Source organism: Maricaulis sp. CAU 1757, from assembly GCF_054482675.1.
This window is the reverse complement of sequence record NZ_JBTLRI010000001.1, coordinates 15312-33852: the sequence shown is the minus strand read 5'-3', so window position 1 is coordinate 33852 and position 18541 is coordinate 15312. Positions and strand designations below refer to the sequence as shown.

Here is an 18541-nt window from a genome sequence, read left to right as displayed (position 1 = left end):
CATCAGACGTTGTAGGGCGGCTTGTCGAGGCCCTTGGGGGATTTGGTGAAGATCTCCACCCCGTCCTCGGTCACCCCGACGGAGTGTTCGAACTGCGCCGACAGCGACTTGTCGCGGGTCACCGCCGTCCAGCCGTCATTGAGCACCTTCACGTCCGGCTTGCCCAGGTTGAGCATCGGCTCGACGGTGAAGAACATGCCCGGCTTGAGCTCCGGGCCTTCGCCGGGATTGCCGAAGTGCAGCACATTGGGGCTGTCGTGGAAGAGCTGGCCAAGGCCGTGGCCGCAGAAATCGCGCACCGTCGAATAGCGTCGGCTCTCGGCATATTCCTGGATGATGGCGCCGATCGTGCCCAGCGTGACCCCCGGCTCGATGGCATTGATGCCCGCCATCATGGCCTCATAGGTGGTGTCGATCAGCAGCTCGGCCTTCCGCTTGGGCTGGCCGACAGTGAACATGCGGCTGGTATCGCCATGCCAGCCATTCACCACCAGGGTGATGTCAATATTCAGGATATCGCCGGTGCGCAGCTGCTTGGAGCCGGGAATGCCGTGGCAGACCACGTGATTGATCGAGATGCACGAGGAGTGGCGATAGCCGCGGTAGAAGAGGGTAGCCGGGGTGGCGCCATGGTCGAAGGCGAATTCGCGGGCCAGCTTGTCGAGATAGGCCGTGGTCGTGCCGGCGGTGACGTGTTCGGCCAGCATGTCCAGGGTCTGCGCGGCCAGGCGTCCGGCCTTGCGCATACCGGCAAAACCTTCCGGCCCATGCAGCTTGATGCGTCCGTCACGCGGGGTGGTGACGTCGTCGTCGGACACGGTCTCGTAGGCAGTATTCAATGCGCTCTCCTATTATCCCCGTCCATATAGACGAGGCGCGCGCCGTTTGGAACGGCGCGCGCCTGCAAATTCACCCTGGGGTTGGAAAGCGGGAGATCAATCCCGGCCGTAGAGCTGGCCGAAGAAGCTGTCCTCATTCCACGCCGGACGCTCGTCGCTGTCGGCGATCTCGCGGGCAATGACGTAATTGATGTTGGCGAATTTGGCGCCCTGGTCGAACAGCACGTCGAGCTGGTCGTCGAGCTCGTCATTCTGGGTGTGATAGTGGGTCTGCAGGAAGCCCATGAAGCCTTCGCCTTCGTCCCAGCGCGGGTCCGGGGATGAGAAGCCGGTCATCAGGAAGAGCGACGGCACACCCTCGCGCACGAAGTTGTAGTGGTCGGATCGGACGAACAGGGATTGCTGCGGGATCGGATCCGGCGACACGGCGACATTCTGGGCCGCCGCGGCACGGGTTGCGATCGGTCCGAGATTGGAATGCTCGGCGCCGAAAGCGATAACGTCGGAGAATTCATAGACGATCACCGGCATGTCGAGATTGACGTTGGCCACGATCTGCTCGGCCGGGACGGTGGGGTTGCGGGCGAAGTGCTCGGAGCCCAGCAGGCCCTTCTCCTCGGCGGCCAGCGCCACGAACACCACGCTGCGGCGCGGCGCCCCCTCGGTCTGGAAGGTGCGCGCGGTTTCCAGCATCACGGCGATGCCCGAGGCGTTGTCGACGGCGCCATTGCACACCGTGTCCTCATCATCCGTGCGGCAGCCGCCGCGGCCGCGCATGTCGTCGGTGATTTCGCCGATATGGTCGAGGTGGGCGGTCAGGACCACGATCTCGTCGGCCAGCTCCGGGTCGCTGCCCGGGATCATGCCGACCACATTGGGGTCGCTGAACGGTTCGGACAGGGTGCGCTGGCGCATGGTGACGGTGTGCGGCAGGGCAAAGCGCGGATAGCTGGCGCTCTCGCCCTCCATCGCCGCCTCGACTTCCTCCAGGCTCATCTCTGCGCCCTCGAACAGGGCCGCAGAGAGCCGCTCTCCGAGCGTGGCCTCGACCTGGATCTGGTCATACCCGGACGGTCCCGTCGCGGAGGTCAGGCGGACCACCGAGCGACCTTCGGAGCGGGCCAGGAAGGCCTGGCCCTGTTCATCGGTCCAGTCTCCCAGGGTGATCATGCCGACGGCACCATGGGCGGCGGCGACATTGCGCTTTGTGGTGCCGGAATTGTGGTGGGCCCGTTCCTCGCTGGGCAGGCCGCCGGGAACGCCGGGCATGACGACAACGATCTTGCCGTCGACATCGAGGTCGGCATAGTCGTCATGATCGCGGTTCGGCGCCGAGACGCCGTGGCCGACGAAGACCAGCTCGCCACTGACTTGCGCTTCCAGGACGCTGGGGTTGGAGGCGATGGCGACACCCTCGCCATAGGCGAAGGTCTCGCCGTCCAGGGTGAAGTTCGCATAATCGCGGTCGACCAGCACGTCCTGCATCGGCACTTCGGCGAAGTACGAGGCATTCTCGCCGGCCGGCTCGAGGCCGAGCAGGCGCATCTGCGCAGCGACGTAATCTGCAGCGATCTCATAACCCGGCGAGCCGGCATCGCGTCCGGCCAGGTGGTCGGAGGCCAGAAAGCGGATGTGTGCCTCGATATGGGTCGCCGAGATGTCCGGCTGGAAGGCGCCTTCGCGGGGCGGCGCGGCCGCGGTATCGCTACCGTTGCTGGCAAGCTCGGCATCGCAGGCGCCGAGGCTCAGCCCGGCGAGGGCGGCAATCACGTACTTCATCGGAACTCCCCTGATCCGGTCATTTTCTGGCGCGGACTATAGAGGGCTGGCAGAAGTGAACAATGTTCGTTCTGTTAATGTTGGCGCGCCAGCGCAGCCGCCACACTGGGCAGGACGCTGTAGTGCTCGGCGAAGATCGGCGTCATCCGGGCCGGGCGTCCGGTGGACAGCCGGAAACTGACGACCTGGGTGATGGCGCGGAACACGGTGGCGCCGCTTGCCTGCTGGCGGAACTGGTAGCGCCGCTCGGCCCGCAGCCTGCCATCCGAGGCGGTGATCCAGACCGCGCATTCCAGGATGTCGCCGGCCCGGACATGACCGAGATAGTCCGCCTCGGTTCGCACGATGGCGATGCCGCGATCCTCCTCGGCGCATTCCTCCAGCGTATGGCCGCGCTGGTCCCAATGGCCCCAGGCGGCGGCATCGGCCCATTCCAGGTACCGGGCGTTGTTGGCATGCCCGAACGCGTCCATGTCGGCCTTGGTGACGGTAACGAGCTGGATATACGGATCAGGCAGGTCCCAGCCGGCGCCACTCATGCTCCCAGCTCCACGGTCATGGGATTGGTGATCTCCACTTCCTCGGGGCTCACCCGGCAGGCATAGGCGAGCACTTCGACTCCGGCCTGCGCCGCGGCGCGCAGCGTGCGGGCGTAGACCGGGTCGATGTCGGAAGCCGGGCGCAGCACGTCGCAGTCCTCGCGCTGCACCACGAAAAGCTGGACCGCCCGGTCACCGGCCGCGACACGGGCCGCCAGCTCACCCAGGTGCTTGGCACCGCGGCTGGTCACGCCATCGGGAAATTCGGCGATACCGTCCCCGCGCTTCCAGTGCACATTCTTGACCTCGACCCAGCAGGGCGGACGTGCTTCGCCCTCCAGCAGGAGGTCGATGCGCGAGTTCTCGCCATACTTCACCTCGCGGCGGAGGCTGTCATAGCCGGCCAGTTCGGCGATGCGACCGGCCTCGACGGCTTCCTCGGCCAGGGCGTTGGCGAGGTGGGGCAGGGTGCCGATCAGCGTGCCTTCCGCCTCGACCAGTTCCCAGGTGTATTTCAGCTTGCGCTTGGGATTGTCGGCCGGGGACAGCCACACTGGCAGGCCCTCGTCCTTGATCCCGGTCATGGCGCCGGTATTGGCGCAGTGGGCGGTCACCGATGTGCCGTCGGCGAGCTCGACATCGGCGAAAAAGCGCTTGTAGCGCCGGACCAGCCGGCCCGGCAGCAGGGGGGTGGCAAATTTCATCGCTTGGACTTCTCCTCTGCCCTCTCATATATCCCGGGGCGTAGCGAAATTCAGGGGAAGTCTGCATGGCGAACGGCGAACGGGTGACCGCGGCGGTGCTGTTGATCGGGGACGAGGTTCTGTCCGGCCGCACCGCCGACAAGAACCTGCAGGCGATCGCCCAGTTCCTCGCACCGCTGGGCATTTCCGTCATCGAAAGCCGCACCGTGCCGGACGAGGAGGACGTCATCGTCGAGGCCGTCAACGCGCTGCGCAGGCGGGCTGATTATGTCTTTACCACGGGCGGCATCGGCCCGACCCATGATGACATCACGGCAGACGCCATTGCTCGCGCCTTCGGCGTCTCCATCGATGTCCGCGAGGACGCGCTGGCAGTCATCGAGGACTGGTATGCCCGCTCCGGCACGCCGCTGACGGAAAGCCGCAAGCGCATGGCGCGCATCCCCGAAGGGGCCGATCTCATCGAAAACCCGGTGACCGGCGCGCCGGGCTTCCAGACCGGCAATGTGTTCACCCTGGCCGGCGTCCCCAAGATCGCCCGTGGCATGCTGGAGGATATCGCCCACCGGCTGGAGGGCGGTGCCGTGACGCTGTCGCGCTCCGTCAAGGCCGACGAGATGCGCGAAGGCGAGATCGCCGAGGCGCTGGGCAAGCTGCAGGCGGAGCACCCGGAGGTGTCGATCGGCTCCTACCCGTATTTCCTCGAGATCGATTCCGACCGCGTGCGGCGCGGCACTCACCTGGTCGCCCGGGCCACGGATGCTGCGGCGCTGGACGCGGTGATCGAGGCGATGCGCAGGCTGGTCGAGGATCTCGGACACACGCCGCGCATCGATCCGGACGAGTAATCTCCCGTGCCGGGCGGATTGCCCCGGGATGGCCCCATTTTGGTCTTGCCAGCGCACCGAAAGGCGCGGTTCCCTGCTGCAGCGAGGGCCAGCAACGGGAGGGGATGATCCATGAAACGCCATGTATTGTTGAGCGGAGGCCTCGGCCTTCTTGTCGCCGCCTGCGCAGCCTCGACCGTGGCGCCACCACCGCCGTCACCACCACCGCCGCCTCCGCCAGCGGCCTATCCGAGCATGGACATGGTCGCGGTCACGGGCGCGCGGGGGATGGAAGCGGAAACCCGTCCGGCGACCCTGGTGCCGCAGACTGTCGATACCGAGCGCTATCCCGACGCCGACCCCAACCCGGTGCTGTCGACCCTCGACGAGCCCGTTTCCACCTTCTCCATCGATGTCGACACCGCCAGCTATGCCCTGGCAAGGAGCTCGCTGCAGCATGGCAGTCTGCCACCGCGCGATGCCGTGCGGATCGAGGAGATAGTCAACTATTTCGACTATGACTACGCCCTGCCGGACGGGCCCGATACACCATTCGCCACGCATGTCACGCTGACGCCGACGCCCTGGAATGCCGACACGCGGCTGCTGCACATCGGCATCCAGGGCTATGAGATCATCCCGGATGAAAGGCCGCGTGCCAATCTCGTCTTCCTGATCGACGTGTCCGGGTCGATGAATGCGCCCAACAAGCTGCCGCTGGCCCTGCAGGCGCTGCACATGCTGGTCGACCAGCTGGAGCCCGACGACACGGTCGCGCTGGTCGTCTATGCCGGCGCCGCCGGCGCCGTGCTCGAACCGACCCCGGCGCGCGAGCGCACCACCATTCACCGGGCCCTGGACCGGCTGTCGGCCGGCGGTTCGACCGCCGGCGGGGCCGGGCTGGCACTGGCCTATGACCTGGCCGAGCGGAATTTTGATCCGGAGGCGGTCAACCGGGTCATGCTGCTGACCGATGGCGATTTCAATGTCGGCGTCACCCAGGACGAGCGGCTCGAGGACTTTGTCGCCCGCAAGCGCGATAGCGGCATTTACCTGTCAGTGATGGGCTTCGGGCGCGGCAATTACAATGACCGGATGATGCAGGTCATCGCGCAGGCCGGCAACGGCGTGGCCGGCTATGTCGACACCCGTCAGGAAGCCCGGCGACTGCTGGTCGAGGAAAGCTTCTCCTCGCTCTTCCCGATCGCCGAGGACGTCAAGATCCAGGTCGAGTTCAACCCGGCACATGTCGCCGAGTATCGTCTCATCGGTTACGAGACGCGCCTGCTTGACCGGGCCGATTTCAACAATGACGCGGTGGATGCCGGCGAGGTCGGGTCAGGCCATTCGGTGACCGCGATCTACGAGATTGCGGCACCGGGCTCGGACGGGCTCCGGCTGGAGCCGTTGCGCTATGGCGGCGCCGTGCCGGCAATGCAGGTCGGTGACGAGGTCGCCCATCTGCGCCTGCGCTACAAGCGGCCGGGCGAGGATGACAGCCGTCTGATCGAGCGCGCCATCACCGAGGCCGATGCGGTCGGGCAATTCGACGCGGCTCCGATGGAGGTCCGCTTCTCGGCCAGCATTGCCGGTTTCGCCCAGGCCTTGCGCGGGGACCCGTATCTCGACGATAGCTATGACTGGACCCGCATCCGCGACGACGCCGCGGCGGCGCTGGGGCCGGACGAATTCGGCTACCGGGCTGAATTTCTGGACCTGGTCGACGCTGCAGCACGGGTGTCGGCGGGTCCGTTGAAGCCCTAGCGGCGGGCCGCGGCGGCGCCCGCAACCGGCTTGCCAGAGACCGGGACGCGTTCCAGACTGGCACCTTCCAGTTCGAGGGAGGGATGTATGGGGAAATCACTGATCCGGGGCGGCGTGGTCATGCTTGCCATGACGGTTCTGGCCGGCGCGGCAAGCGGGCCGGCCCTGGCCCAGGCCGATGCGGTCGAGCGCTGCCGCCAGATGCCGGATGCGGCGAGCCAGATTGCCTGCCTGGAAGCGGCCCTGACCGCACCCGCTGACACGCGCGCGGTTCCGGCTGCGCCGGCAGCGCCCCGGGCACCGGCGATGCCGGAGGCACCTGCCGCTCCCGCTGCGGCGGAGGCAGACGACGGCGGTAATTTCATCACCGGGCTCGATGCCGGCCGTGCCCTGGCCCGTCTGCGCCGCGGCGAGGAGGGCCGCCAGGACCGCGAGGATGCGCGCATCTCGGTGGCCGTGGCCAGTTTCCGGGAAATCCCCTACCGGCGCCTGGAGGTCACTCTCGACAATGGCCAGGTGTGGCGCCAGATGCAGGGCGACAATCAGCGCGTGGCCGGTCGCCTGCGCCGCGGCCAGGCCTATACGGCGGATGTGTGGGAAGGCGCACTTGGCAATTTCCGTCTGCGTATCAACGAGATCGAGCGCATCGTGCAGGTCGAGCGCGTGCGCTGACTCCGATTGCACGGTCCTGAAAGCGTCCGGAATAAAAAGGGGGCGGCAGCGTGAGCTGCCGCCCCCCTTCATTGGAGGGATTGTCTCCGGGTCGTTCTAGAAGCGACGGCTGACGCCGAGGAAGACGCGGCGGCCGATCAGGTCGTGTCCTGACTGGGTCACCATGTTCATCCGCGACGGACCTTCACCCTGGTCGATGAGCGGCGGCTCCTCGTCGAGCAGGTTGTTGACGCCGATCGAGAAGTTCCAGTCGTCCTGATAATAGCTCAGCGACAGGTCGTGGATGAAGTAGTCGTCGATGAAATCGACGTCGCGGCACATGCCACCGGTTACACCGAGCAGGTCACAGGCCGTGCGCGTACCGGCCGGATTGGCCGCCACGGGGGCATCGGAGTTGTCCTGCTGGCCGTCCCCGATATAGCGCGTGCGCCACCGCATGGACCACGGTCCACGGTCGGCGACGACGCTGAACTGGGCCAGCCATTCCGGTGAGCCGATCTCGCCGACATTGTCGTCCAGCAAGGACGCCGGGTCGACCTGCTCCAATTGCTCCAGATACTGGGTCGCATTGAAGATGAAGCTGAGATCGGTGCGGTCATCGAACACCGGCAGCGGCGTCGTGAAGCGCACGTTGTAGTCAATGCCGGTCGAGGACACCAAGCCGACATTGATGAAGCCGGCTTCAACCAGCTGCACTGTCGCCGTCGCCGGGTTGCCGGTATTCCGGGTGATCCGCGAACAGGCCGGATCCGCCAGGTTCGGCTGGTTGGCGTAGCAGTTTGCCAGCAGGTCCTGGGCCCGGGTTTCCTCGATGGTATTTTCGACCTGGATGTCGAAATAGGTCACCGAGATGTCGATCGCCGAATTGCCGAAGTCATTGGTGTAGACACCGCCAAAGGTGAAGGACTCCGAGGTTTCAGGCTCGAGGTCGGTGCTGCCGCCGGTCTGGGTGGTGATGCCCGTCGTGGCGAGCAGGCCCAGTGCGGTCGGGTCGGCCCCTGCGAGTACGCAGTTGTCGAGCACGGTCTGCGACCGGGTTTCACCCGTCGGGTCGTAGGTGCCGCCGTTATTGGCCGTGGTCGGGACGATACACGGGTCATTGCCGCCCCCGATCGTGCCCGTCGACCCGGCCAGGAACTGCTCGCGCAGATTAGGGGCCCGGAAGGTCGTGCCGAAGGTTGACCGCAGCCGGAACTCCTCGAGCACCTGCCAGTCGGCCTTGACGCTGTAGGTCGTGTCAGAGCCGTAGTTTTCCTCGTCGGTGAAACGTCCCGACAGGTTGACCGTGAAGGTGTCGAAGACCGGGATCTCGGTCTCGGCAAAGAACTCGTACAGCGACGTCGAGCCGATCGTCGGCCGTTCCGTGTCGGGGATTTCCGACGCGGCAAGACCGCCCACGCGGGTGATGTCATTGATCGAGTGGATCGAGTTCTCGCGCCATTCGGCACCGAGCACGAGCCCGACCGTGCCGGCCGGAACGTCGAACAGGTCACCGGTCAGGATGGACTGGAAGTGGATCTGCTCGATCTCGGTGATGTTGATCGACTCACCGAACAGGAAGTCCTCTTCCGCCTGGGTGGCGAAGCGCTTGTTGCCCCCGTCAGACACGAACAGGGTCGGCGAGAAGAAATCGACGACCACGCAATCCTGCGGCGTCAGGAAGCCGAAGGACAATGCGGTGCGTTCCAGGCCACAGATCAGGTCGCCATTGGCGTCGAAGCGCAGCGTGTCGAGGGATTCCCGGATCGCATTCTCGCTCATGATCGGCTGCGACGCGGTGCCGTAGCTGCGGTCATAGGCGACCGAGAAGTCGTAGATCCAGTTGCGCTCCATCATGCTGGCGATCGGGACGTCGCCTTCCATGCCGCCGACGACACGGAACACCGAGACGTCAGACTTGCGGCGCTGGGCCAGTCCGGCCACCGAGTACACCGGCAGGGCGTCTTCGGAGAACGGGTTGAGCGGGTTGTCGAACATCTGCAGCGAGCCATCCGGATTGACCAGGAGGTTGCCGTTGGCATCTTCCATCGGGATGTTCGCCGGCACGCCCGGGAAGATCTGCTCATTGGTGAAGCGACCGACCGAGTTGCGGGTGGCGTAGGACAGTTCGAAATACACCGTGTCGCGCTCGAAGATGTCGATGTCGTAGAAACCCGAGGCAAAGATGTTCATGCGCTCGAGGTTTTCCAGCAACTGGGTATCGCGCTCCTCGTTCTGCAGGCTGTAGGCGTCCTGCTCGAAGAAGTGCTGCCCGGTCGAGGCCAGAACGCCGGCGGCATTGGACCAGCCCGGCAGGCCGACATTCGTCGTGCCCGGCGTCCGCCAGACAAAGCCCTGGCTGCCGAGGAAGACTGCGTCGTCGGGGCGCCGGTCCATGCACACCGAATAGGTCTGACCGGTATTCTCGTCGACATCGATGTCGCGCAGGCAGTCATTCCAGTCGGACCGGTCACCGGCGATGACGTGCGAGCGGCTGTAGAATTCGCCGGCCGCGGTGACATTGCCGCGATCACTCGAGGCGCCGGTGATGAAGCTGGCCTGGAAGACGTCGCCGCCATCCTCCATCGGCACCGAGTTGAACAGGTTGACTTCCATCCCGTCATACTCGCTGCGCAGGATGATGTTCGCCACACCGGCCACGGCGTCGGCGCCGTAGATCGACGAGGCACCGTCGGTGAGCAGTTCGATGCGGTCGATCATCGAGCTGGGGATCAGGTTGAGGTCGGGGGCCACCGGCGCGCCACGCACACCGGACGGGCTGATCCGCCGGCCATTGACCAGCAGCAGGGTCCGTTCCGCGGACAGGCCGCGCAGGGCCACGGTTGCGGCACCCGGACCGTTGACCGGCACACCTTCAACAGCGGCGGTCGGCGAACCGGAATTGATCGATCCGTCGAGCTGGACACCGGACACGACCGGGCTCTGGGCAATCAGTTCCGTGGTGTCGGAGATACCGATCTGGCGGCCGGCATCGGCGTCGATCACCTGCAGCGGCGAGATGGCGCTGAACTCGTCGCGGCGCAGGCGTGAACCGGTGACCACGATGCGGTCTTCGGTCTGCGGCTCGCTGACCGGATCAGGCTGCGGGACGGTCTCCTGGGCCATCACCGCCGGCGTCATCGCCAGGGTGCCGGCCAAGCCTGCCAAAATCGTCGATTTGAGCAGGATATGTCTTGATCGTGTCATGTTCTTCCCCTCTCAGGACTGGATTAACCGGAGGAGGGTACGCCTGCCCGTCCTGTGCCGGACAGGGGCTTTCAAGTCACGATTTTGTCTTCTTACCGAACGCTTTGTCATCATTCTGTCACGAAGCCCTGAAATTCCGGGCATTTCGGTAAGAAAGTTAATGCGGTGCGTCCGCGTGACACGATTTCAATATTTTACGGTTGTTTTGATCTGCTGCAAAAGAGCCACACTCGCGCAGGGGTTGACTTGTGTTTCGCGACTTCGGCGAATCGGCCGGATGCTGACGTGACCGAATCGGAATTTCTCCATGTATCGGGGAAGCATAGAGTGTCGGCTCCGGTCTGGTGCCTGTGGCGCAGCGCGATGCAGGTCGGGCTGAAGCTGGGCTCTGGCCAGCGCCGCCCGGCTGTGTAGGATCGCGCCGCCGACACGCTGCGGGCGTGGCGAAATTGGTAGACGCACCGGACTTAAAATCCGTTGGGTGGCAACACCCGTGCCGGTTCGAGTCCGGCCGCCCGCACCAGGCCCTGTCGTGGGGCCTGTTTCCGCCAGGCGTGTGGCGGCGATCCATACAACCAGATTGGGAATGGGCTCTGTTCGTGCTATCCTCCCCCTTCGAGGACAGGGAGGAGGCGATGCCGGCGCACGTGGCGATCCTGCACGGGTGGAGTGACAGTTCGAAATCGTTTCGCGACCTCAAGACCTTCCTGGAAGCCAATGGACATGATGCAGCCCAGGTCTGGCTCGGTGATTACACGTCGATGGATGATGACGTGCGCATCGAGGACGTGGCCAAGCGCATGCAGGTCGTGCTGGGCGAGCTCATCGCCGAGGGCAAGCTGGCCCGCCCCTTTGACCTGATCGTGCATTCCACCGGCGGCCTCGTGGCCCGCCAATGGCTGATGACCTGTTATCCCGACGGCGAGGACTGTCCGGTCAAGCGCATCATCATGCTGGCGCCTGCCAATTTCGGCTCGCGTCTCGCGGCCATGGGCAAGAGCATGATCGGTCGCCTGGTCAAGGGCTGGAACAACTGGTTCCAGACCGGGGAGGAAATGCTGCGGGCGCTGGAACTGGGCTCGGCCTTCCAGTGGAACCTGGCGCGCCGCGACCTGCTCGATGCCAGCGGCAGCGGCGACAAGGGGCCTTATGGCGGTGACGGCATCTGGCCCTTCGTGATCACCGGCACCCGTGGCTATCCCGACCGCCTGCGCCAGATCGTCAACGAGGCCGGGGCCGACGGCACGGTGCGCGCGTGCGCTGCCAATCTCAACGCCCATGGCATGACGGTGGACTTCTCGCGTGACCGCAGCTGGCCCGATGTCCGGCCCTGGACCAGCCGGGTGCGCGGCGAGGGCATTCCGTGCGCCATCCTCCCGGAGCGTGACCACGGCACGATTACCCGCCCGGACAGTGCCGAGCTGGGCGCCGAGGCGGACATGACAGGGACGCTCGGGCAGTTGATCCTGCAGGCGCTCGCCTGCCGCTCGGCGCAGGACTATGACCGCATCTACCGCGACTGGCATGCGCGCTCGGAAGCCACGGCGGCGCTGGCCGGCCAGCCGGACCGCATCGAGGCGACGTTCGAGAAGCCGCGTCCTGATACCGAGGATTATCACCAGTACATGCAATTCGTGGTGCACGCCGTCGACGATCACGGGCATCCGGTGGACGACTACTTCCTGGAGTTCTTCTCGCCCGACGCGCGCGGGGACCGAGACGCGGTCTATTTCCATCGCGAGGTCCTCGAGCACGTCCATACCAATTCGCGGCAGCCGAGCCGCCGCTGCCTCTTCATTGACCGCACCGATCTGGTGGGCGGCTTCTACCGGCTGTTCTCCAGGGACGTGGACAGGCGTCTCGCGGTCAGCCTGTCGGCAGCCCCGCCGGGGCCGAATGTGCGCTATTTCGACAAGACCCGGGAAGGCGCCCACGGCCATGTCCTGCTGCATGACGGCGACGCGTCCCGCCGGGCCGAGCTGGACGCGCGCCTGCACCGCTCCGCCACCCACCTCGTGGAGCTGATCCTGCCGCGCCAGCCCGTCGACAAGGTTTTCCGGCTGAGCAGCTGAGGCTTTCCTTGCCGCGGTGCGCTCGCTAGCGTTGCCGCATGACCGGCAAGGACATCCACCACTTCCTGATTGAGCAGGCCGACGGGCTGCCCGAGCTGGCCGGCGCCATCGCGACCCTGGGGCCGCGGGAGTTTCCGATGCGGGGTGAGGCCGACTTCCCGCTGCACCTGTGCCGCTCGATCGCCGGCCAGCAGATCTCCGTCGGTGCGGCGCGCGCCATCTGGTCACGCGTCGTGGCGAGCGCGGGTGAGACGCCGCTGCTCGAGCACTTCTGTCCCGAGCGACACGACACGCTGCGCGCCTGCGGGCTGTCGGGGGCGAAGACCCGCACCATCATCACCATTGCCGAAACCCACCGCGCCGAGGGCCTGGATGCCGACGCCCTGCGCGCCCTGCCGGTCGACACCCGCAAGGCCCGCATGACCGAGATCTGGGGCGTCGGCCCGTGGACGGCAGACATGATGAACATGTTCTATTTCGCCGAGCCGGACATCTGGCCCGACGGTGATGTGGCAGCCCGCAAGACGCTCGAACGCCTGACCTCCAAGCGCCGCTCGACGGTGCGTACCGCGGCCCGCTTCAAGCCGTGGCGGTCCTGGCTGGCGCTGTACATGTGGGCCCATGTCGATGCGCGGCCCGGGACCTGAGCGCAGTTGGTCGCGCTTCGCGATCTCGACAGACCCGAAATTCAAAACTACCGTTCTTTGGAAGGCTACCCACTGGGTTGGCTGCAATACTGGCGAGAAGGAAACTGGCACATGGCCGAACCGGATATTCTGAAAGGCAAGCTGCGCCTGCCCGTGATTGGCGCTCCGCTATTCATTATCTCCAATCCGGACCTGGTCATCGCCCAGTGCAAGGCCGGCATTGTCGGCTCCTTCCCGTCGCTCAATGCGCGACCGGTCAGCCAGCTCGACGAATGGCTCGACCGCATCACCTCCGAACTCGACAGCTACAACCGCGCCCATCCGGACAGGCCGGCCGCCCCGTTTGCCGTGAACCAGATCGTGCACCGCTCCAATGCCCGCCTCGAGGAGGACATGGCGCTGTGCGAGAAATACAAGGTGCCGGTGGTGATTACCTCGCTGGGCGCCCGCGAGGACGTCAACCAGGCGGTCACCGGCTGGGGCGGCATTACCCTGCACGACGTGATCAACCAGCGCTTTGCCCACAAGGCGATCGAGAAGGGGGCCACCGGTCTGATCTGCGTGTCGGCCGGAGCCGGCGGCCATGCCGGGGCCCTGTCACCCTTCGCCTTCGTGGCCGAGACCCGGGCCTGGTTCGACGGACCGATCCTGTGTTCCGGTGCCATCGCCACCGGCGGCGGCGTGCTGGCGGCCCAGGCCATGGGCGCCGACTACGCCTATATCGGCTCGGCCTTCATCGCTACTGCGGAAGCGCGGGCCACCGAGGCCTACAAGCAGGGCATTGTCGAAGGTGACGCGGAGGACATCGTCTACACCAATTTGTTCACCGGCGTGCACGGCAATTATCTCAGGGCCTCGATCGAAGCCGCCGGGCTGGATCCGGACAACCTGCCGGAAAGCGATCCATCGGCGATGAATTTCGGCTCCGGCGGCAGTTCCGACGCCAAGGCGTGGAAGGATATCTGGGGCTCCGGCCAGGGCATTGGCTCGGTCAAGGCCATACAGTCTGCGGCCGACTATATCGACCAGCTCGCCGCCGAGTACCAGGCGGCGCGGGACCGGGTCTGCGGCTAGCCGCGCGGCAGGTCTAGCCGGCCCGGCCTACCGGATCGGCGCCGAGGCGATTGACCGCTTCCACGGTCAGGCAGATGTCGGCCGGCGTGTCGAACACATAATCGGGATCCTGGGCGAGCAGGATTTCCGGGGTCGCGAAACCCCAGCTGACGGCGCCGGCGGCGCAGCCGATTTCGCGCGCCGCGTCGATGTCGCGAATTTCGTCGCCGACGCTGAGCGTGCGCTCCGGTGTCGTCTTGGCCTTGCGGATCACCTTGCGGAACACCGAGGACTTGCCGAACAACGCCGCGCCGCAGGCAAACTGCGAGAAATGCCGGGTCAGGTCTTCGCCCAGCACCTCGCGCACGGCCGTTTCGCCGTTCGAGCTCACCACGGCCAGTTGGACGCCCGCCGCGGTCAGGCGTTCGAGCATTTCGGCGATCCCGTCAAACAGCGTGATCTGGTCGACATTCTCGGCCGCGCGGGTTCGCACATCGGCCGCGATGAAGGGGATTTTCCAGGACGGAATGGACAGCTCGTCCATGATCGCCTTCGGCGTCAGGCTGCGCATGGCTTCGGCCCGGGTGTCGCAGATCGGCGGCAGGCCGTGCTTGTCGACAATCTCGCCCAGCGCGGTGCGGAACCAGGTCAGGCTGTCGGCCAGCGTGCCGTCGAAATCGAAAATGATCAGGTCGTAACCGGCCTTCACGTGTCCTACCCCCCTTGGGCGCCCTCTCCCTGGGGCGCATGCGAACCACCATAGCGATTCGCCGGGCCGGCCTGCAGCCCGTCTCTGCCTTGGGTAAACAAAACCATGCCGCTTGCACAGGACAAATGGCGGCGCGCCCTATGCCCGGATCAGCGCTGGCAGGTTTCCAGCAATTGGCCGAGGCGCGGGTCCGGCGGCAGGAGGATGGGGTCCCGGTCGGGGAGGTCGAAGGCGAAACGGGTCCCGTTGGCCACCTGGCGCAGGGCCGGGTGATTGGCCGGCAGACGCATGCTGATCATGCCCGCATCCATGTCGGAGGCATGGAAAAATCCGGTAGCCGACCCGCTCGGCGTCACCAGCGTGCCGCGGGCGGCATCGCCGTCCGGCAGCGGACCGGCGATGGTGATGATGATTTCGGCATCTTCGGTGGCACATCCCAGCATCAGGTCGGGTGGGCTTCCGGCCCGACCGAAACCCAGGCGTCCGGCATCGATCTCCTGCCAGCGTGCCGGCGCGACCGCCGGGCCGGGAATCTGGTCGGCAGACTCCGTGGCGGGGAGCGGCGTGACCGCCGGCGCCGGCTGGGCGGAGGCAAGCGCCTGCGTCGCCACCTCGTCGTCAGGCGCCGGGCTGTCGTTCCCACAGGCCTGAAGGGCCAGCGGACAAAGCAGGAATGCCAGTCGGGACAGGGAAGGGGTCATGGGCGTGCAACGCCTGGCGCTTGGGCAATGTTCCGGCTTTCGCTTGGATCAGCTGTGGCAGGCCGCGATGGTGTCGATCGCCGCAGCATTCAGCGGTACCAGGACGGTGTCGGTGCCGTCCATGGACAGGCCGAGACGGCTGTCCTCTTCGAGGTCGACGAAGATCTCGTCGTCACCCGCCACGCTGATCGAACGCAGATCCTGTGCCTCGCCGACCAGGACGTAATTGCCGGTCGCGACGCCGCGCTCTGTGATCACCGAGCCGGACATGGAGGCCGATGCCCCGGAGGCGTTGTCGGCAGTCTCTTCCGCCTCGTCTTCGTCGCTCTCCGGCGCGATGTAGGGCAGGGTGAAGGCCAGCATGTTGTCAGCTTCACAGCGCACGGCGACCAGGGGGACGCGGCCGTCCGCGCCATATCCGACGCCGTCATCGCCCAGATCCATCCACTGACCGTCGGCCAGTTCTCCACCGAGGCGGAGGCTGCCGCCAGAGCCGTCGGCGGCCGATGGCTGGAAAGTGGCGTCGGCTGCCGTGCCGACATCGCTGAGCATGGCGTCGAGCCCGGCCTGGCGAGCCTGGCTTTCCGGCGATCCTTCCGGAGCCGGCGCGCTGGGTGATCCGCCGCAGGCGGCGAGCGAAGCGCAGGCCAGGGCGGTGAGGGGGAGCATGAGTGTCTTCATGCCCCCCAAACGTCCGGGATGCGCCACGGTTCCACCGCGGCGCACCGAAGCGGTCGACTAGATCGAGGTCAGCCAGTCAGGTTTGACGTAGGGCAGGTCCAGATCGTCGGCGACCGGCTTGTAGCAGACCTCGCCCTCGGCGACGTTCAGGCCGCGCGCCAGGTGCGGATTGTCGTTCATCGCCTGCTTGGCACCCTTGTGGGCGATCTGCAGGGCCAGCGGCAGGGTGGCGTTGTTGAGCGCCACCGTCGAGGTCAGGGCGTAGGCACCCGGCATGTTGGCGACGCAGTAATGCACGACATTGTCGATGATGTAGGTCGGGTCATTGTGCGTCGTCGGCTTGGACGTCTCGAAACAGCCGCCCTGGTCGATGGCGATGTCGACGAGCACGGCCCCGTCCTTCATTTCCTTGAGCATGTCGCGGGTCACCAGTTTCGGAGCCGCGGCGCCCGGGATCAGCACCGCGCCAATGACCACGTCGGCGCCGTGCACCGCCTCGGCCAGCGCGCCCTGGGTCGAGTAGGCGGTCTTCACCGCACCGGCAAACTGCTTGTCGAGGTCGGCAAGACGGGCATTGGAGCGGTCGAACACGGTCACGTCGGCGCGCGCGCCAATGGCCATCTCCGCCGCGTGCGTGCCGGCCACGCCGCCGCCGATGATGACGACTTTCGCCGGCAGCACGCCGGGTACGCCACCAAGCATCAGCCCGCGACCGCCCTGGGCCTTCATCAGGCAGTTGGCGGCCACCGAGACCGACATCCGGCCGGCCACCTGGCTCATCGGCGTGAGCAGCGGCAGGCGGCCGTCATCGTCGGTCACCGTCTCGTAGGCGATGGCCAGGCAGCCCGACTTGCGCAGGCCTTCGGTCTGGACCTTGTCGGCGGCGAGGTGAAGGTAGGTGTAGAGCGTGTGGTGCGGGCGCAGCATGGCGGTTTCGCTGGGCTGCGGCTCCTTCACCTTGATGATCATTTCCGCCTTTTCGAAGACCGCCGCGGCATCCGGCACGATGGTCGCGCCGACAAATTCATAATCGCTGTCGGCATAACCGACGCCGGCGCCGGCGCCGGCCTGGACGAACACCTCGTGGCCGAGACGCGTGAACTCGAACGCGCTGTTGGGCGTCAGACCGACGCGATACTCGCGAACCTTGATTTCCGTGGGTACACCGATGCGCATGGGTCTTGTCCTGTTCTGGCTGCTGTCAGCCCGCTTCGCCCATTTGTTCGATAAAGTGGGCTTAATGCGGGATAATCTGTCTTTACTACCGAGAAGCGATTGAATTATTGTGCGCCAATCGCCATTCGCCGCGTCATATATATCATGCGTATCGGGCTGACCAGAGCTGCGTGCGTTGACGTGGAGCGGAGCAGGAAAGGGCCGTCATGACGTTCGATTCCACGGATATCGCCATCCTCGACGAATTGCAGGCGGAAGGTCGCCTGACCAATGCCGAGCTGGCCGATCGGGTTGGTCTGTCGGCCTCGGCCTGCCACCGCCGGGTGCGGGCGCTGGAGAAGTCCGGCGTCATCGACCGGTATGTGGCCCTGCTGTCCCCTACCAAGCTGGGGCGGGGCATCACCGTCTATGTCCAGGTGACGCTGGACAACCAGAAGCGCGATACGCTGGCAGCTTTCGAGCAGGCGGTCGAGGCGGTGCCGGAAGTCATGGAATGCTATCTGATGAGCGGCGATGCCGACTATCTGATCCGCGTCGCGGTGCGCGATGCCAATGATTACGAACGCGTGCACCGCGAGGTCCTGTCCGGCCTGCCTGGCGTTGCCCGGCTGATGTCCAGTTTCACCATTCGCAAGGTGTTCGCGCGCACCGCCATGCCGCTGCCCGGCAGTGCTCCGGCGTGAAAGGCTTGCCAGCCCGCCATGCCGGGGCTAGTTCGGCGCCATGACTGACAACCGCTATGACCGTCTCGAGCAGCTCGGGGGCGACACCCCGCTGCCCGACAATCCCGACACCGCAGCCCTGGAGCGCGTCGCCAACCCGTGTGACGCGCCCTACATGGTGCGCTTTGCGGTGCCCGAATTCACCTCGATCTGTCCGGTTACCGGGGCGCCCGATTTCGCCCACCTGGTGATCGACTACGTGCCGCGCGACTGGATCGTCGAATCCAAGTCGCTCAAGCTCTATCTCGGTAGCTTCCGCAATCACGGCGCCTTCCACGAGGCCTGCACGACCCAGATCGGCCAGCGCCTGGTCAAGGAGCTCGACCCGGTCTGGCTGCGCATCGGCGGCTACTGGTATCCGCGCGGCGGCATCCCCATCGACGTCTTCTTCGCCACCGGCGAAACCCCGGCCGGCGTGTGGATCCCCGACCAGGGCGTCGCCCCCTATCGCGGCCGCGGCTGAGGAAAAC

Annotated in this window: 17 protein-coding genes and 1 tRNA gene; 9 read left to right on the top strand and 9 right to left on the bottom strand. The window is 65.9% G+C overall.

What is annotated here, in order from left to right; genetic code table 11:
• Positions 1 to 2: 2 nt before the first annotated feature.
• From map to sfsA, 4 genes are all read right to left on the bottom strand, one after another.
• Positions 3 to 839 carry a type I methionyl aminopeptidase gene (gene map, locus ACXYMR_RS00170; RefSeq protein WP_458940715.1) on the bottom strand — a complete coding sequence of 279 codons (837 nt, stop codon included), beginning with the start codon at positions 837 to 839 and terminating at the stop codon, positions 3 to 5.
• Positions 840 to 935: 96 nt separating this feature from the next.
• Positions 936 to 2618, bottom strand: coding sequence for a M28 family metallopeptidase (locus ACXYMR_RS00165; protein ID WP_458940714.1), 1683 nt, complete (start codon positions 2616 to 2618; stop codon positions 936 to 938).
• Positions 2619 to 2692: 74 nt separating this feature from the next.
• Positions 2693 to 3157 carry an acyl-CoA thioesterase gene (locus ACXYMR_RS00160; protein WP_458940713.1) on the bottom strand — a complete coding sequence of 155 codons (465 nt, stop codon included), beginning with the start codon at positions 3155 to 3157 and terminating at the stop codon, positions 2693 to 2695.
• Positions 3154 to 3861, bottom strand: coding sequence for a DNA/RNA nuclease SfsA (gene sfsA, locus ACXYMR_RS00155; protein WP_458940712.1), 708 nt, complete (start codon positions 3859 to 3861; stop codon positions 3154 to 3156). The genes ACXYMR_RS00160 and sfsA overlap by 4 nt, the downstream gene beginning before the upstream one ends.
• Before the next feature lie 65 nt (positions 3862 to 3926).
• Here sfsA and ACXYMR_RS00150 point away from each other — a divergent pair, with 65 nt between their 5' ends.
• The 3 genes from ACXYMR_RS00150 (at position 3927) to ACXYMR_RS00140 (ending at position 7124) form a co-directional block, all read left to right on the top strand.
• On the top strand, positions 3927 to 4709 hold the full coding sequence (locus ACXYMR_RS00150) for a competence/damage-inducible protein A (protein WP_458940711.1): 783 nt from the start codon (positions 3927 to 3929) through the stop codon (positions 4707 to 4709).
• 111 nt (positions 4710 to 4820) lie between these two features.
• Positions 4821 to 6452, top strand: a complete 1632-nt coding sequence (locus ACXYMR_RS00145) for a vWA domain-containing protein (RefSeq protein WP_458940710.1) — start codon at positions 4821 to 4823, stop codon at positions 6450 to 6452.
• 87 nt (positions 6453 to 6539) lie between these two features.
• Entirely contained in the window at positions 6540 to 7124 is a 585-nt protein-coding gene (locus ACXYMR_RS00140) for a hypothetical protein (protein WP_458940709.1), read from the top strand.
• Positions 7125 to 7220: 96 nt separating this feature from the next.
• Here ACXYMR_RS00140 and ACXYMR_RS00135 read toward each other — a convergent pair whose 3' ends face one another.
• Positions 7221 to 10310: a TonB-dependent receptor domain-containing protein gene (locus ACXYMR_RS00135; protein ID WP_458940708.1), complete on the bottom strand. Its 3090-nt coding sequence runs from the start codon at positions 10308 to 10310 to the stop codon at positions 7221 to 7223.
• Between the two features lie 434 nt (positions 10311 to 10744).
• Between ACXYMR_RS00135 and ACXYMR_RS00130 the strand changes: the two genes are divergently transcribed.
• From ACXYMR_RS00130 to ACXYMR_RS00115, 4 genes are all read left to right on the top strand, one after another.
• Positions 10745 to 10833: transfer RNA gene (locus ACXYMR_RS00130), tRNA-Leu, on the top strand.
• A 112-nt stretch (positions 10834 to 10945) separates the two neighbouring features.
• On the top strand, positions 10946 to 12382 hold the full coding sequence (locus tag ACXYMR_RS00125; RefSeq protein ID WP_458940707.1) for an esterase/lipase family protein: 1437 nt from the start codon (positions 10946 to 10948) through the stop codon (positions 12380 to 12382).
• A gap of 38 nt (positions 12383 to 12420) precedes the next feature.
• Positions 12421 to 13029 (top strand): DNA-3-methyladenine glycosylase family protein, encoded by a 609-nt coding sequence (locus tag ACXYMR_RS00120; protein WP_458940706.1) that lies wholly within the window; start codon positions 12421 to 12423, stop codon positions 13027 to 13029.
• A 111-nt stretch (positions 13030 to 13140) separates the two neighbouring features.
• Positions 13141 to 14103, top strand: coding sequence for an NAD(P)H-dependent flavin oxidoreductase (locus ACXYMR_RS00115; RefSeq protein ID WP_458940705.1), 963 nt, complete (start codon positions 13141 to 13143; stop codon positions 14101 to 14103).
• A gap of 13 nt (positions 14104 to 14116) precedes the next feature.
• Here the strand turns inward: ACXYMR_RS00115 and ACXYMR_RS00110 are convergent, their stop codons facing one another.
• The 4 genes from ACXYMR_RS00110 to ald form a co-directional block, all read right to left on the bottom strand.
• Entirely contained in the window at positions 14117 to 14791 is a 675-nt protein-coding gene (locus tag ACXYMR_RS00110) for an HAD hydrolase-like protein (protein WP_458940704.1), read from the bottom strand.
• 149 nt (positions 14792 to 14940) lie between these two features.
• A complete protein-coding gene (locus ACXYMR_RS00105; RefSeq protein ID WP_458940703.1) occupies positions 14941 to 15492 on the bottom strand; it encodes a hypothetical protein in 552 nt (183 codons plus the stop codon).
• A 48-nt stretch (positions 15493 to 15540) separates the two neighbouring features.
• A complete protein-coding gene (locus ACXYMR_RS00100; RefSeq protein ID WP_458940702.1) occupies positions 15541 to 16161 on the bottom strand; it encodes a hypothetical protein in 621 nt (206 codons plus the stop codon).
• Between the two features lie 69 nt (positions 16162 to 16230).
• Positions 16231 to 17349: an alanine dehydrogenase gene (ald, locus tag ACXYMR_RS00095; RefSeq protein ID WP_458940701.1), complete on the bottom strand. Its 1119-nt coding sequence runs from the start codon at positions 17347 to 17349 to the stop codon at positions 16231 to 16233.
• A 206-nt stretch (positions 17350 to 17555) separates the two neighbouring features.
• Here ald and ACXYMR_RS00090 point away from each other — a divergent pair, with 206 nt between their 5' ends.
• Both ACXYMR_RS00090 and queF read left to right on the top strand, forming a co-directional pair.
• On the top strand, positions 17556 to 18032 hold the full coding sequence (locus tag ACXYMR_RS00090) for an Lrp/AsnC family transcriptional regulator (RefSeq protein WP_458940700.1): 477 nt from the start codon (positions 17556 to 17558) through the stop codon (positions 18030 to 18032).
• 40 nt (positions 18033 to 18072) lie between these two features.
• Positions 18073 to 18534 carry a preQ(1) synthase gene (gene queF, locus ACXYMR_RS00085; protein ID WP_458940699.1) on the top strand — a complete coding sequence of 154 codons (462 nt, stop codon included), beginning with the start codon at positions 18073 to 18075 and terminating at the stop codon, positions 18532 to 18534.
• The last annotated feature ends 7 nt before the right edge of the window (positions 18535 to 18541 follow it).

Excerpts from the sequence above, each read along its gene's own strand:
- ACXYMR_RS00100 (WP_458940702.1), bottom strand. The coding sequence starts at position 16,161 with ATGCTCCCCCTCACCGCCCTGGCCTGCGCTTCGCTCGCCGCCTGCGGC.
- ACXYMR_RS00090 (WP_458940700.1), top strand. The coding sequence starts at position 17,556 with ATGACGTTCGATTCCACGGATATCGCCATCCTCGACGAATTGCAGGCG.
- ACXYMR_RS00115 (WP_458940705.1), top strand. The coding sequence starts at position 13,141 with ATGGCCGAACCGGATATTCTGAAAGGCAAGCTGCGCCTGCCCGTGATT.
- queF (WP_458940699.1), top strand. The coding sequence starts at position 18,073 with ATGACTGACAACCGCTATGACCGTCTCGAGCAGCTCGGGGGCGACACC.
- ACXYMR_RS00160 (WP_458940713.1), bottom strand. The coding sequence starts at position 3,157 with ATGAGTGGCGCCGGCTGGGACCTGCCTGATCCGTATATCCAGCTCGTT.
- ACXYMR_RS00120 (WP_458940706.1), top strand. The coding sequence starts at position 12,421 with ATGACCGGCAAGGACATCCACCACTTCCTGATTGAGCAGGCCGACGGG.
- ACXYMR_RS00145 (WP_458940710.1), top strand. The coding sequence starts at position 4,821 with ATGAAACGCCATGTATTGTTGAGCGGAGGCCTCGGCCTTCTTGTCGCC.
- ACXYMR_RS00125 (WP_458940707.1), top strand. The coding sequence starts at position 10,946 with ATGCCGGCGCACGTGGCGATCCTGCACGGGTGGAGTGACAGTTCGAAA.
- ACXYMR_RS00140 (WP_458940709.1), top strand. The coding sequence starts at position 6,540 with ATGGGGAAATCACTGATCCGGGGCGGCGTGGTCATGCTTGCCATGACG.
- ACXYMR_RS00165 (WP_458940714.1), bottom strand. The coding sequence starts at position 2,618 with ATGAAGTACGTGATTGCCGCCCTCGCCGGGCTGAGCCTCGGCGCCTGC.
- ald (WP_458940701.1), bottom strand. The coding sequence starts at position 17,349 with ATGCGCATCGGTGTACCCACGGAAATCAAGGTTCGCGAGTATCGCGTC.
- ACXYMR_RS00105 (WP_458940703.1), bottom strand. The coding sequence starts at position 15,492 with ATGACCCCTTCCCTGTCCCGACTGGCATTCCTGCTTTGTCCGCTGGCC.
- ACXYMR_RS00150 (WP_458940711.1), top strand. The coding sequence starts at position 3,927 with ATGGCGAACGGCGAACGGGTGACCGCGGCGGTGCTGTTGATCGGGGAC.
- ACXYMR_RS00135 (WP_458940708.1), bottom strand. The coding sequence starts at position 10,310 with ATGACACGATCAAGACATATCCTGCTCAAATCGACGATTTTGGCAGGC.
- sfsA (WP_458940712.1), bottom strand. The coding sequence starts at position 3,861 with ATGAAATTTGCCACCCCCCTGCTGCCGGGCCGGCTGGTCCGGCGCTAC.